Below are 12,060 nucleotides of genomic sequence, written 5' to 3'. Positions count from 1 at the left end.
GAGGCCGGGAATAAGCTTTCACGCAAAGTATTGGGCGGGTTTCATCGGTGGAAAACGCGTAAAGCACTGCATACCGCCACAAATTTGCATGAATTGCTGATCATGACGTTGCGATCTTGAGGCAACTTGCTCTAAAACGCGCAGGTCTGGCGGGATGCGGTCCGCCGAGTGAAACGGGAATATTCGATGGTTCTTGCAGTTTCGGTCGACATAAGAAAATCGGTGCGCGTCGCCGCGGTCGTTATTGCGGCTGTGGCTGGCAGCAGCCTGATCACAGCCTGCCAGAACGATCCGGATATCGACATCACCAAGCTTGCGGCGGAAACCGATCCGCCGGAGGTGCTCTACAACCAGGGCCTTGCCAACCTCAATGCCGGCAAGACGACCGAAGCGGCGCGCAAGTTCGAAGCGCTCGACCGCCAGCATCCGTTCTCCGAATACGCCCGCAAGGCGCTGGTAATGAACGCCTTCGTCGCCTACCGCAATGGCCAATATCAGGACGCGATCAACGCGACGAGCCGCTATCTGAACCTCTATCCGCAGTCGGAAGACGCGGCCTATGCGCAATACATTCAGGGCCTCGCCTATACGAAGCAGATTCCCTCGGTGACCCAGGACCAGAAGGCGGCCGCCAAGGCGATCGATGCGATGCAGGCCGTCGTCGATAAATATCCGGACTCCGATTATGTCGAGGACGCGCAGTCGAAGATCCGCTTCGCCCGCGACCAACTCGCCGGCAAGGAAATGCAGGTCGGCCGCTACTACCTCGAGCGCAAGGAATATCTTGCCGCCGTTTCCCGCTTCCGCGTCGTTGTCGAACAGTATTCGAATACGAACCAGGTCGAAGAAGCGCTTGCCCGACTCGTCGAGGCCTATTACGCCATGGGTGTAACCACGGAAGCGCAGACTGCGGCGGCAGTGCTCGGGCACAATTATCCGGACAGCCAGTGGTATGCCGATTCCTTCAAGCTGCTGCAGTCGGGCGGCCTTGAGCCGCGCGAAACCGGCACGTCCTGGATCGCGCGCGCAGGCAAGAGGCTCATCGGCGCCTGATAGGCTCGGTGCTCGACAAGGAAGATATGAAACCGGATGCTCGCCCAGCTCTCGATCCGCGATATCGTCCTGATCGAACGGCTTGACCTCACCTTCGACGCCGGGCTCTCCGTGCTGACCGGCGAAACCGGCGCGGGCAAATCCATCCTTCTCGACAGCCTGTCGCTGGCGCTCGGCGGCCGCGGCGACGGCTCGCTTGTACGCCACGGCGAGGACAAGGGGCAGGTCACGGCGGTTTTTGACGTGCCTGCCGGCCACACGGCGCGGCTGATGCTGCGCGAAAACGGCATCGATGACGACGGCGACCTGATTTTCCGCCGCGTGCAGTCGACGGACGGCCGCACCAAGGCTTTCGTCAACGACCAGCCGGTGAGCGTGCAACTGATGCGGCAGCTCGGCCAGACACTGGTCGAAATCCATGGCCAGCACGACGACCGGGCGCTGGTCGATACTGACGCGCATCGCGCACTGCTTGACGCTTTCGGCGGCACCTCGGAAGCGGCGGAAGAGGTTGCCGCGCTTTACCGCGGCTGGCGCGACGCGGAACGCAATCTCAAGAAACACCGCGAAAAGGTAGAGGCGGCTGCGCGCGAAGCCGATTATCTGCGCGCCTCCGTCGAAGAGCTGGAGACACTTTCGCCGCGTGACGGCGAAGAGGAGGAGCTTGCAGAAGCCCGCGCGCGGATGATGAAGGCCGAGCGGATCGCCGGCGACATCAACGAGGCTTCGGAGTTCCTCAACGGCAATACATCGCCGGTTCCGCTGATCGCCTCACTTGTCCGGCGTCTCGAGCGCAAGAGCCACGAGGCCCCCGGCCTGCTCGAAGAGACCGTGGAGCTTTTGGACGGGGCGCTGAACCAGCTTTCGGACGCGCAAATGGCGGTGGAACGGGCGCTGCGCAACACGGAATTCGACCCGAAGGATCTGGAGCGCGCCGAGGAGCGGCTGTTCGCACTGCGTGCCGCAAGCCGCAAATATTCCGTTCCGGTCACGGAGCTCCCGGCGCTTGCCGTTCGCATGATCGCCGACCTCGCCGATCTGGATGCCGGCGAGGAGAAGCTGAAGCAGCTGGAAGTGCAGGTAGGAGAGGCGAGGGCGGCTTTCGACGCAACGGCCCGGTCGCTTTCCGAGAAGCGCCACCATACGGCGGACGCGCTTTCGGCCGCGGTGATGGCGGAGCTGCCGGCGCTGAAGCTCGAACGGGCGCGTTTCATGGTGGAGGTCACGAGCGATCCGTCGTCACCGACCGCCGATGGCATCGATATCGTCGAATTCCATGTGCAGACCAACCCCGGCACCCGGCCGGGGCCGATCATGAAGGTAGCTTCCGGCGGCGAACTTTCGCGTTTCCTGTTGGCGCTGAAAGTGGCGCTTGCCGATCGGGGCTCGGCGCCGACGCTCGTCTTCGACGAAATCGACACCGGCGTCGGCGGGGCGGTCGCCGATGCCATTGGCCAGCGGCTGAAGCGGCTTTCCAAGAATGTCCAGGTGCTCTCCGTCACGCACGCGCCGCAGGTGGCCGCGCGTGCTGCGACCCATCTCCTGATTTCCAAGGGGCCGTCGGCGGAAAAGGCAGAGACAATCGCAACCCGCGTTGCCCGTATGGACGACGAAGCGCGCACCGAGGAAATCGCCCGCATGCTCGCCGGCGCCTCGATCACCGAGGAGGCGAGGGCGGCGGCGGCGCGGCTGCTCGCCGGTAACGGCTGAGCGCAGCGACTTCATCCTCCCGGCTATGCACCATGGCGCGGCGCTTCTCTCGAGACGCGCAAAGGTTGCTGTAGCACCTGGAATCGCTGCATGATTTTGTCCTCAAATCGATTCCGATTTGGAGAATCATGAAGTACAAAACGACTCGCGAATCCGGAGTCGTCGCCCATGTCGAATGAAAGAAAACCAGTCGAGCAGTTGACCGAAACGGAGGCCGCCGAGGAACTGGCCTTTCTCGCGAGCGAGCTTGCCCGGCATGACGCGCTCTATCATGGGCAGGACGCACCGGAAATCTCGGATGCCGATTACGACGCGCTGAAGCGGCGCAACGACCTGATCGAGGCGCGGTTTCCCGCACTCATCCGTGAGGACAGCCCCTCGCGGAAGGTCGGCGCGGCACCCTCGCTCACCTTCCAGCCGGTCATCCATGCGCGGCCGATGCTTTCCCTCGACAACACCTTTTCCGACGAGGACGCCCGCGATTTCCTCGCCGCCATCTATCGCTTCCTCGGACGACTTCCGGATCATTCGATCGACTTTACGGCCGAGCCGAAGATCGACGGGCTTTCGATGTCGCTGCGCTATGAAAACCGCCGGCTGGTGACGGCTGCGACACGCGGCGACGGCACGACCGGCGAGAACGTCACCGCCAATGTCCGCACCATCGGCATGATCCCCAAGACGCTTCCAGCGGACGCACCGGATGTGGTCGAAGTCCGCGGCGAGATCTACATGGCGAAGTCGGACTTCGCTGCGCTCAATGCCGAGATGGCGGCGCAGGGCAGGCCCCTTTACGTCAATCCGCGCAACACGGCATCCGGCTCGCTCCGACAGCTCGACGCCAAGGTGACGGCGAGCCGAAAGCTCCGGTTCTTCGCCTATGCCTGGGGCGAGATGTCGGCAATGCCGGCGGACACGCAATTCGGCATGGTCGAAGCGTTCAAGGCCTGGGGTTTCCCGGTCAATCCGCTGATGCAGCGCTTCTCTTCCGCGGACGAATTGTTGGAACACTATCACCACATCGAGCGCGAGCGGCCGGACCTCGACTACGATATCGACGGCGTCGTCTACAAGGTCGACCGGCTCGACCTGCAGGCGCGCCTCGGCTTTCGCTCGCGTTCGCCGCGATGGGCGACTGCGCACAAGTTCCCGGCCGAGCAGGCCTTCACCCGGCTCAAGGGCATCGATATCCAGGTCGGTCGTACCGGCGCACTGACACCGGTGGCGCGGCTGGAGCCGATCACCGTCGGCGGGGTGGTGGTGACGAACGCAACCCTGCACAACGAGGACTATATCCGCGGTGTCGGCAATAGCGGCGAAGCAATCCGCGAAGGGCGCGACATCCGGATCGGCGACATGGTCGTCGTCCAGCGGGCAGGGGACGTCATTCCGCAGATCGTCGACGTGGTGATGGACGAGCGGCCGGAAGGTGCGGAGCCCTACAAGTTCCCGGCCACATGCCCTGTCTGCGGCAGCCATGCGGTGCGCGATCTCAACGAGAAATCCGGCAAGGTCGATGCCGTACGCCGCTGCACCGGCGGCTTCGTCTGCCGGGCCCAGGCGGTCGAGCACCTGAAACACTTCGTCTCGCGCAATGCCTTCGACATCGAAGGGCTTGGCTCCAAGCAGATTGAATTCTTCTTTGAAAGCGAAGACGAGAACCTCAGGATCCGTACCGCACCGGAGATCTTCACGCTGGAGCGCCGCCAGGAGTCCTCGCTCACCAAGCTCGAAAACATCGAGGGCTTCGGCAAGGTCAGCGTCAGAAAGCTCTTCGAGGCGATCAATACCCGCCGCTCGATCGCGCTTCACCGCTTCATCTATGCGCTCGGCATACGCCACGTGGGAGAGACGACGGCGAAGCTGCTTGCGCGCTCCTATGGCAGTTACGATCATTTTGGCGCAGCGATGATCGAGGCGGGCAGTTTTGCCGGCGACGCCTGGAACGAACTCAACAGCATCGACGGCATAGGCGAGGTCGTCGCCCGTGCCATCGTCGAGTTCTACAAGGAGCCCCGCAACGTCGAGGTCGTTTCGCGGCTTATCGAGGAAGTGACGCCGGAAAGTGCCGAGATGCCGGTCGTGACTGATAGTCCGGTTGCGGGCAAGACGGTGGTTTTCACCGGCTCGCTCGAGAAGATGACGCGCGACGAGGCGAAGGCGAAGGCAGAAAGTCTCGGCGCGAAAGTGGCGGGCTCAGTGTCGAAAAAGACCGACATCGTCGTGGCCGGCCCCGGTGCGGGCTCCAAGCTCGACAAGGCCCGCGAACTCGGCATCCAGACCATGGACGAGGACGAGTGGCTGGCGCTGATCGGCGGGTGAGCGTCAGTAGGCTTTGAATCGCTTGAGTCTTTCGCCGCGCGGACGGCAGTGGCGTCGCAACGGCTCGTCGGTAGAGGGATGCAGAGGCACTACGCTCCGTTATCCTCGGGCTAAACATCAAGCCCGAGGATGACGGAGCAACGGGAAAGCCAGCGGCAAACAATAAGTGCGAGCGGTACGTCCTCCGGCTCAGCTGGTCACGCCGCCTGCTCTGCCGACATATCCATCCACATGAACTCCCAGACGTGGCTATCCAGATCCTGGAAGCTGATGCCGTACATCGAGCCGTAGTCGATCGCCGGCTTCCACGGCTTGGCGCCGGCGGCGAGCGCCTTGGCGAGCATGTCGTCACACTCGGCGCGACTCGCGGCGGAAAGGGCGGTGATGACTTCCGTGCCCTTGGACGCGTCGCTGATCTCCCCGGTGATGAAATCACGGAATTTCGCCTCCGTCAGAAGCATGGCGAAGATATTGTCGTCGATGACCATGCAGGCGGCAGTCTCGTCCGAGAACTGTTCGTTGAAGGTGAAGCCGAGGGCGGAGAAGAATGCCCGCGAGGCCTCAAGGTTCTTGACTGGCAGGTTAACGAAAATCATGCGCATGGAATGTTCCTCGTGAAAGAGATCTTTGCTTCTACGCGGCAAGGACGAAGCGGGGCCTCGCCAGCCGACAGGGGTGGCGAAATTTAGCTGGCGCCGCGGCGAAAACTTTCAAGCATGATCAGCCAAGGCTGCCGGCAAAACGTTCCGCAAGCCTGTGCCGTTTGAAATGATCGGCGACGAAATCGATGAAGACACGTGCCTTGGCGGGTAGAAGCGTGCGGCTGCCATAATAGACCGATATCGGGCCGGCATCGGCATACCATTTGGGCAGGACGCGGACGAGTTCGCCGGATTCGAGATGGGGCAGTACGTCCGGCACGGCAACCAAGGTCACGCCGAGGCCGAGGAGTGCGGCGCGGCACATGGCGGCCGGATCGTTGACGACGATCGTCTCCTTCGGCGCGGCGGCCATTTCCTCCCCCGCGGCGTTGCGCATTATCCATTGCCGGATGCGGCCAGTGCGCGCCGAACGCATGACGATGCCGTCGAGGTCGGCGAGACCGGCGGGATCGAGCAGCGGGCTTCGCCCGACGAGATAGGCAGGAGAGGCGACCGCGATGATATGGGCGGGAGCAAGCACCCGCGAGACGATGCCGGGCGACAGCTCGAAACCGCCGCCGATTGCTGCGTCGAAACCTTCCGCGACGAGATCGACCTGCCGGTTGTCGAACTGCCAGTCGATCCGGATCGCCGGGTATTGCTTCAGGAAGTCCGGCAGCAGCGGCAGAATGTGGTCGATCCCGAAGGTCGGGCTGAGGCTGACCTTGAGCACGCCCGCGGGTCCCCCCTGTTCGCCGCCTGCTTCGGCGATCGCGCTTTGCAGTCCTTCGAGATTGTCGCGGATCGCGGCCAGGAAGCGCTCGCCGTCCTCCGTCAGCGTCAGCTTGCGGGTCGAACGATGGAAGAGGCGGATGCCGAGGTTTCTTTCGAGCATCGCGACATTGCGGCTGACGGCTGCGGGCGTCAGGCCGAGACGCCGGGCGGCACCGGAGAAGCCGCAATGCTCGGCGCTGCGGACGAAGGATTCGAGATTGGCAAGCGTTTCCATGGAGCTTTCAAGTGATCGTTGAAAGTTCTGAAAGTAATTACCGACTTATTCTAGCTGAATGGGATGGCAATATCCACTCCATCGAAACCTCAATGGAGTGAAGACAATGTCCAGCCAGAACCTTCAAGGAAAGGTCGCTTTCGTCACCGGCGGCTCCCGCTCGATCGGCGCTGCCATCGCCAAACGCCTTGCGAACGACGGTGCCGCCGTCGCCATCACCTATCACGGATCGCCCGAAAGGGCCGCCGCGGTGGTTGACGCGATCAAGGTCAAGGGCGGCCGCGCCGCCGCCATCAGGGCGGACGCCGGTGATGCCGCTGCGGTACGCGCGGCCGTCACCAAGGCGGTCAGGATGTTCGGCGGCATCGATATACTCGTCAACAATGCCGGCATCGCGCTCGGCGGTCCGATCGACGAGATCACCGAGACGGATTACAATCGCATGATTGCGGTCAACGTCACCGGCGTCTTCGTCGCCACGCAGGAGGCCGTGCGCCATATGAAGAGCGGCGGGCGCGTCATCCACATCGGCAGCTCGATGGTGCGCTACGCGGCCTTTCCGACCGCCTCGCTCTACACGCTGACCAAGGGTGCCGTTGCCGGCTTCAACCGCAGCCTGGTGCGCGATCTCGGGCCGCGCGGCATCACCGTCAACACGGTGCATCCCGGCCCCACCGACACCGACATGAATCCGGATGGCGGCCCGGTCTCCAAGATCGTCGGTCCCGGCATGGCGATAGGCCGCTACGGCAAGCCGGAGGAGATCGCAAGCGTCGTTGCCTATCTGTCGAGCCCCGAAGCAGCCTTCGTTACTGGTGCCGACATCGTCGCGGACGGCGGCTTTACGGCCTGACGTCGGAACAAACGGGAACATCGAAAGGAACGTGCCATGTCCATCGGCATCATCGGATCCGGTAATATCGGATCGGCCTTTGCCCGGGCGCTCGCGAGAGCCGGCGTACCGGCCGTCATTTCCAATAGCCGCGGGCCGGAGAGCCTGAAAGAGCTTGCCGGCGAACTCGCCCCTTACATCACCGCTGGTACGCGCGAGGAGGCCGCAAGCGCCGATATCGTCCTTGTCGCCGTCAACTGGTCGAAACTTCCAAAGGCGCTTGCCGGCCTGCCGGACTGGGACGGCCGCATCGTCATCGACGCGAACAATCCGATCGAGGCGCCGCTCTTCAAGCCCGCCGAGCTCAACGGGCGGCTTTCGAGCGAGATCTTTGCCGATCTCGTTCCCGGGGCCCGCGTGGTCAAGGCGTTCAATCATCTGCAGCCGCATCTCGTCTCGGGCAATCCGAATGCGGAAGGCGGGCGCCGCGTCCTGTTCTTCTCGGGCAATGACGACGCCGCCAAGGCGGAGGTTGCGCACCTGATCGACCGCCTCGGCTTCTTCGGCATCGATCTCGGCCCGCTCTCCATTGGCGGAAAGCTCGCGCAGTTCCCCGGCGGTCCGCTGCCGGCGCTCAATCTGGTGAAGTTCGACTAGAGCAATTCCACCTGTGCAACGGTTTCCGTCCGGAATGGCGTTGTTCCAAAGCATTGGATCATTTCGACAAATGAAATGATCCAAGATCAGGTAGGCCGGACGATCCGGCCTGCTTTTTGGCTTACGCTGATCCTTCCTCACACCATTTCCATTTGTCTTTTTGCGCTGCACAAGATAGAGCTTTTTGCAGCCAAAATTTGTGCAATTGCCTTTTCGCGGGGCTGGCTACGACGGCGCCGTGCGTCCCACCGGACGCGCAAGGTTCGCTGTAGCACTTTGAATTGCCGGGTGATTCCTTAAGTCGGTTCCGATTTAAGGAGTCGTGCAGTAGCCATATCGGCGAAACGGGGCGCGCCACTCAGTGCCCCCGGCGGATTGGAGGATCCGGAGATGAGAACCATAACCACCATCACCGAGCTGCGCGCAGCCCTTGCCGAGCACAGGCGGACGGGGAAGACCATCGGTCTTGTCCCCACGATGGGGTATCTTCACGTCGGTCACATGGAACTCGTGCGCCGCGCGCGCAGCGAGAACGACGTGGTCGTCGCCAGCATCTTCGTCAATCCGCTGCAGTTCGGGCCGAACGAGGATCTCGCCAAATATCCGCGCGACCTTGCTCGCGACGAGGCGATGCTCGCCGATGGCGGCGTTGATTTTCTGTTCGCGCCTGGCGTTTCCGACATGTATCCGCGTCCGATGGAAACGGTTGTCGACTTGCCGAAGCTCGGCTCGGAACTCGAGGGCTCGGTCCGGCCCGGCCATTTCGCCGGTGTCGCGACCGTCGTCACCAAGCTCTTCAACATCGTGCAGCCGGATCGCGCCTATTTCGGCGAGAAGGATTTCCAGCAGCTCCAGATCATCCGGCGCATGGTCGAGGATCTGGCGCAGCCCGTCTCGGTGATCGGAGTGCCGACGGTGCGCGAAGCCGACGGCCTCGCCTGTTCGTCGCGCAACGTCTATCTGACCGCGGACGAGCGCCGCGCTGCCGCAGTCGTTCCGAAGGCGCTGGACGTGGCCGAGCGGCTGATTTCCGGCGGAATGATCGACGCTGCCGCGGTCGAGAAGGGCGTCATCGACTTCCTTTCCACCGAACCGCTGGCCCGGCCCGAGGTCGTCGCGCTGCGCGACCCGGAAACGCTGGAGCCGATCCAGGAAATCGGCGAGAAGCCGGTTCTTCTCCTGCTTTTTGTCCGCTTCGGTACCACGAAGCTGCTCGATAACCGTGTTATCGCTCCGAAATCCGCCCGTTTTGCAAAGGTTGCCTGAGAATGAGCGTACAAACCACGAAGCGGCGGCTGAGCCCCGCCAGTATCGAAGCGCTGAAGGGCGAACGCCCGATCGTCAGCCTCACCGCCTATACGACGCCGATCGCGCGCCTGTTGGACCCGCACGTCGATTTCCTGCTCGTCGGCGATTCGCTCGGCATGGTGCTTTACGGCCTCGACACGACCGTCGGCGTCACGCTCGACATGATGATCGCGCATGGCCAGGCGGTGATGCGCGGCTCCGAACGCTCCTGCGTCGTCATCGATCTTCCCTTCGGCTCCTATCAGGAATCGAAGGAGCAGGCCTTCCGTAGCGCCGCCCGTATCCTGAAGGAAACCGGTTGCAGCGCCGTCAAGCTGGAGGGCGGGGCGGAAATGGCCGAGACGGTCGATTTCCTCGTCAGCCGCGGCATTCCGGTGCTCGGCCATGTCGGCCTCATGCCGCAGCTCGTCAATACCACGGGCGGCTACCGTTCGGTCGGCCGCAACGAGAAGGAAGTGGCCAAGATCCGCCGCGACGCCAAGGCGATCGACGACGCCGGCGCCTTTGCGATCGTCGTCGAGGGTACGGTGGAACCCGTCGCCCGAGAGATCACCGCGACCCTGCGGGCGCCTACGATCGGCATCGGCGCATCGCCCGCCTGCGACGGCCAGATCCTCGTGTCGGACGACATGCTCGGCCTCTTCAACGACTTCAAGCCGCGTTTCGTCAAGCATTTCGCCGAACTCGCGCCGGCGATCTCGAAGGCCGTCGAGGATTATGCCAACGAGGTGAAGGCGCGGACGTTCCCGGGTATCGAACATACGTTCCAGGTCAAGCGCTGATCGCCACAGGCGATCGCAATCTTTGTCCCTCACCCTAACCCTCTCCCCAGGCAGAGGGGACTGAGGCGCCGCGGCTTGTCCCTTCTCCCCGTCAAGACGGGAGAAGGTCGCGGCAGCGGGATGAGGGGCAGAAATGCGGGCAAAACGGTATGTCCGCCGGACGATCCCCCAAGGGTCGCAGCTCCCGCTGCCGGACCGCGCCGGGCAGCCGCCCGGCCAAACATCAGAAAATTCAATCACTGCATCAGCGCAATTGAATTGTCGCGCCGTGCGCCAGCGCCTATCTGTCCCCCATGCCGGGTCGCGGACGTGCCTCCGGTTCGGCGGAGGATGATCATGAACAGAGACGATTTCCGGGCGGGCCTGCGCGGCGGCTTTCCCGTCATGCTTTCCGCGTCACCCTTCGGCGCGCTCTTCGGGGCGCTTGCGGTCGACAACGGCTTTTCGGTCGCCGATGCGGTGTTCATGAGCGCGACCGTCTATGCGGGCGCCAGCCAGATGGTCGGCATCGAACTCTTTGGCAACAATGTCCAGCCGTGGCTGGTCGTGCTTTCGGTTTTTGCGGTCAACTTCCGCCACGTGCTCTATTCGGCCTCGATCGCAAAGCATATCCGCCACTTCACGCTCGTGCAGAAACTGTTGGCCTTCTTCCTGCTGGTCGATCCGCAATATGCCGAGACGGAACAGCGTGGCGAGCGGGGCCTGCCGGTGACCTTCTCCTGGTATCTCGGCTTCGGCCTCGTCATCTATTTTCCCTGGATTCTCAACACGCTTGTCGGCGCGCTTTTCGGGCAGTTGATCGGCGACCCGAAGGCGATCGGCCTCGATGTGTTGTTGCCGATCTATTTCCTGGGCCTTGTGCTCGGCTTTCGCACGCGCGATCGCTTCCTGCCCGTGGTTGCTACCAGCGCCGTCGCCTCCGTTGCCGCCATGCATTTCGTCGGCTCGCCCTGGCATGTCAGCATCGGCGCGCTTGCCGGCATCCTGCTCGCGGCTTTCCTGCCGCAGGAGCCTCGCCTGCGGCAGGGGCCGGCGGCCGTTGAAAAGGAGGCCTGAGCCATGGATGCCCAGCACCTCAACCTGATCTACCTGATCATCGCCGCGGCGCTCGCCACTTTCGCAACCCGGTTCGGCGGCTATGTGCTGATCACCCAATTGAAGCGCATTCCGCCGCGGCTCGAGGCGGCGCTGAATGCCGTCCCGGCGGCGGTTCTGACGACGTTGGTTGCGCCGGCCTTCGTCTATGGCGGCTTCGACGTCGCGGCGTCCATGCTCGTTGCCTTTGCAATCGGGCTGCGCTTCTCGACACTTCGCATGCTGCTTGTCGGCTGGGTTGCGGTAATGGCTATCCGGCACCTGGTTCTGTAGACCTGCAGGAAACGAGAGCTTCCGGCCGGCATTGGCGTTCGAGCGCTACTGGACTATCATCCTTTCATTGCCGGAGAGGGCATCGGCCCTCCGGCCGTGGAGGAGCGACCCATGATGATCAGGATATCGATTGCCCTTTTGCTGGCGCTCGCGCCCGTGACCGCCTTCGCCAATTCGTGCCCCTCGCAGATGGCCGCAATCGACGCGGCCCTGCCGTCAGCCTCCCTTTCCGAGGCTGACATGGCCAAGGTCAAGGAACTGCGCAAGCAGGGCGAAGACCTGCACCAGGCTGGCGATCACGCCGGTTCGGAGGCAGCGCTCGGCGAGGCAAAGAAAATGTTGGGAATCTGAATTTAGGAGCCGGGCTAACACGCCCGG

12 protein-coding genes are annotated in these 12,060 nt (G+C 63.1%); 10 read left to right on the top strand and 2 right to left on the bottom strand.

Annotation, left to right across the window (positions count from 1 at the left end; all coding sequences use genetic code 11):
• Window positions 1-186: 186 nt before the first annotated feature.
• From QN224_RS16535 to ligA, 3 genes are all read left to right on the top strand, one after another.
• Entirely contained in the window at window positions 187-1,053 is an 867-nt protein-coding gene (locus QN224_RS16535) for an outer membrane protein assembly factor BamD (protein ID WP_283977582.1), read from the top strand.
• A 36-nt stretch (window positions 1,054-1,089) separates the two neighbouring features.
• Entirely contained in the window at window positions 1,090-2,763 is a 1,674-nt protein-coding gene (recN, locus tag QN224_RS16530; protein ID WP_283977581.1) for a DNA repair protein RecN, read from the top strand.
• A gap of 168 nt (window positions 2,764-2,931) precedes the next feature.
• Window positions 2,932-5,085 (top strand): NAD-dependent DNA ligase LigA, encoded by a 2,154-nt coding sequence (ligA, locus tag QN224_RS16525; protein ID WP_283977580.1) that lies wholly within the window; start codon window positions 2,932-2,934, stop codon window positions 5,083-5,085.
• Between the two features lie 197 nt (window positions 5,086-5,282).
• Here the strand turns inward: ligA and QN224_RS16520 are convergent, their stop codons facing one another.
• Window positions 5,283-5,687, bottom strand: coding sequence for a VOC family protein (locus QN224_RS16520; RefSeq protein WP_283977579.1), 405 nt, complete (start codon window positions 5,685-5,687; stop codon window positions 5,283-5,285).
• Window positions 5,688-5,805: 118 nt separating this feature from the next.
• Window positions 5,806-6,735, bottom strand: a complete 930-nt coding sequence (locus tag QN224_RS16515; RefSeq protein WP_283977578.1) for a LysR family transcriptional regulator — start codon at window positions 6,733-6,735, stop codon at window positions 5,806-5,808.
• A gap of 106 nt (window positions 6,736-6,841) precedes the next feature.
• Between QN224_RS16515 and QN224_RS16510 the strand changes: the two genes are divergently transcribed.
• The 7 genes from QN224_RS16510 (at window position 6,842) to QN224_RS16480 (ending at window position 12,033) form a co-directional block, all read left to right on the top strand.
• On the top strand, window positions 6,842-7,588 hold the full coding sequence (locus tag QN224_RS16510; RefSeq protein WP_283977577.1) for an SDR family oxidoreductase: 747 nt from the start codon (window positions 6,842-6,844) through the stop codon (window positions 7,586-7,588).
• Window positions 7,589-7,624: 36 nt separating this feature from the next.
• Window positions 7,625-8,224 carry an NAD(P)-binding domain-containing protein gene (locus QN224_RS16505; protein ID WP_283977576.1) on the top strand — a complete coding sequence of 200 codons (600 nt, stop codon included), beginning with the start codon at window positions 7,625-7,627 and terminating at the stop codon, window positions 8,222-8,224.
• A gap of 390 nt (window positions 8,225-8,614) precedes the next feature.
• Entirely contained in the window at window positions 8,615-9,490 is an 876-nt protein-coding gene (gene panC / locus QN224_RS16500; protein ID WP_283977575.1) for a pantoate--beta-alanine ligase, read from the top strand.
• A gap of 2 nt (window positions 9,491-9,492) precedes the next feature.
• The gene (gene panB, locus QN224_RS16495) at window positions 9,493-10,314 is read left to right on the top strand and encodes a 3-methyl-2-oxobutanoate hydroxymethyltransferase (RefSeq protein ID WP_283977574.1); all 822 of its coding nucleotides are present in this window, start codon (window positions 9,493-9,495) and stop codon (window positions 10,312-10,314) included.
• 336 nt (window positions 10,315-10,650) lie between these two features.
• Window positions 10,651-11,370: an AzlC family ABC transporter permease gene (locus tag QN224_RS16490; protein WP_283977573.1), complete on the top strand. Its 720-nt coding sequence runs from the start codon at window positions 10,651-10,653 to the stop codon at window positions 11,368-11,370.
• A gap of 3 nt (window positions 11,371-11,373) precedes the next feature.
• The gene (locus QN224_RS16485) at window positions 11,374-11,682 is read left to right on the top strand and encodes an AzlD family protein (RefSeq protein ID WP_173509769.1); all 309 of its coding nucleotides are present in this window, start codon (window positions 11,374-11,376) and stop codon (window positions 11,680-11,682) included.
• A 111-nt stretch (window positions 11,683-11,793) separates the two neighbouring features.
• A complete protein-coding gene (locus QN224_RS16480; RefSeq protein WP_173509770.1) occupies window positions 11,794-12,033 on the top strand; it encodes a hypothetical protein in 240 nt (79 codons plus the stop codon).
• Window positions 12,034-12,060: the final 27 nt, after the last annotated feature.

The organism is Sinorhizobium sp. 7-81 (assembly GCF_030124405.1).
Classification (GTDB): domain Bacteria; phylum Pseudomonadota; class Alphaproteobacteria; order Rhizobiales; family Rhizobiaceae; genus Sinorhizobium; species Sinorhizobium psoraleae.
The sequence above is the reverse complement of the archived record's forward strand: the minus strand, read 5'-3'. Positions and strand labels throughout refer to the sequence as shown.

Excerpts from the sequence above, each read along its gene's own strand:
- QN224_RS16535 (WP_283977582.1), top strand. The coding sequence starts at position 187 with ATGGTTCTTGCAGTTTCGGTCGACATAAGAAAATCGGTGCGCGTCGCC.
- recN (WP_283977581.1), top strand. The coding sequence starts at position 1,090 with ATGCTCGCCCAGCTCTCGATCCGCGATATCGTCCTGATCGAACGGCTT.
- ligA (WP_283977580.1), top strand. The coding sequence starts at position 2,932 with ATGTCGAATGAAAGAAAACCAGTCGAGCAGTTGACCGAAACGGAGGCC.
- QN224_RS16520 (WP_283977579.1), bottom strand. The coding sequence starts at position 5,687 with ATGCGCATGATTTTCGTTAACCTGCCAGTCAAGAACCTTGAGGCCTCG.
- QN224_RS16515 (WP_283977578.1), bottom strand. The coding sequence starts at position 6,735 with ATGGAAACGCTTGCCAATCTCGAATCCTTCGTCCGCAGCGCCGAGCAT.
- QN224_RS16510 (WP_283977577.1), top strand. The coding sequence starts at position 6,842 with ATGTCCAGCCAGAACCTTCAAGGAAAGGTCGCTTTCGTCACCGGCGGC.
- QN224_RS16505 (WP_283977576.1), top strand. The coding sequence starts at position 7,625 with ATGTCCATCGGCATCATCGGATCCGGTAATATCGGATCGGCCTTTGCC.
- panC (WP_283977575.1), top strand. The coding sequence starts at position 8,615 with ATGAGAACCATAACCACCATCACCGAGCTGCGCGCAGCCCTTGCCGAG.
- panB (WP_283977574.1), top strand. The coding sequence starts at position 9,493 with ATGAGCGTACAAACCACGAAGCGGCGGCTGAGCCCCGCCAGTATCGAA.
- QN224_RS16490 (WP_283977573.1), top strand. The coding sequence starts at position 10,651 with ATGAACAGAGACGATTTCCGGGCGGGCCTGCGCGGCGGCTTTCCCGTC.
- QN224_RS16485 (WP_173509769.1), top strand. The coding sequence starts at position 11,374 with ATGGATGCCCAGCACCTCAACCTGATCTACCTGATCATCGCCGCGGCG.
- QN224_RS16480 (WP_173509770.1), top strand. The coding sequence starts at position 11,794 with ATGATGATCAGGATATCGATTGCCCTTTTGCTGGCGCTCGCGCCCGTG.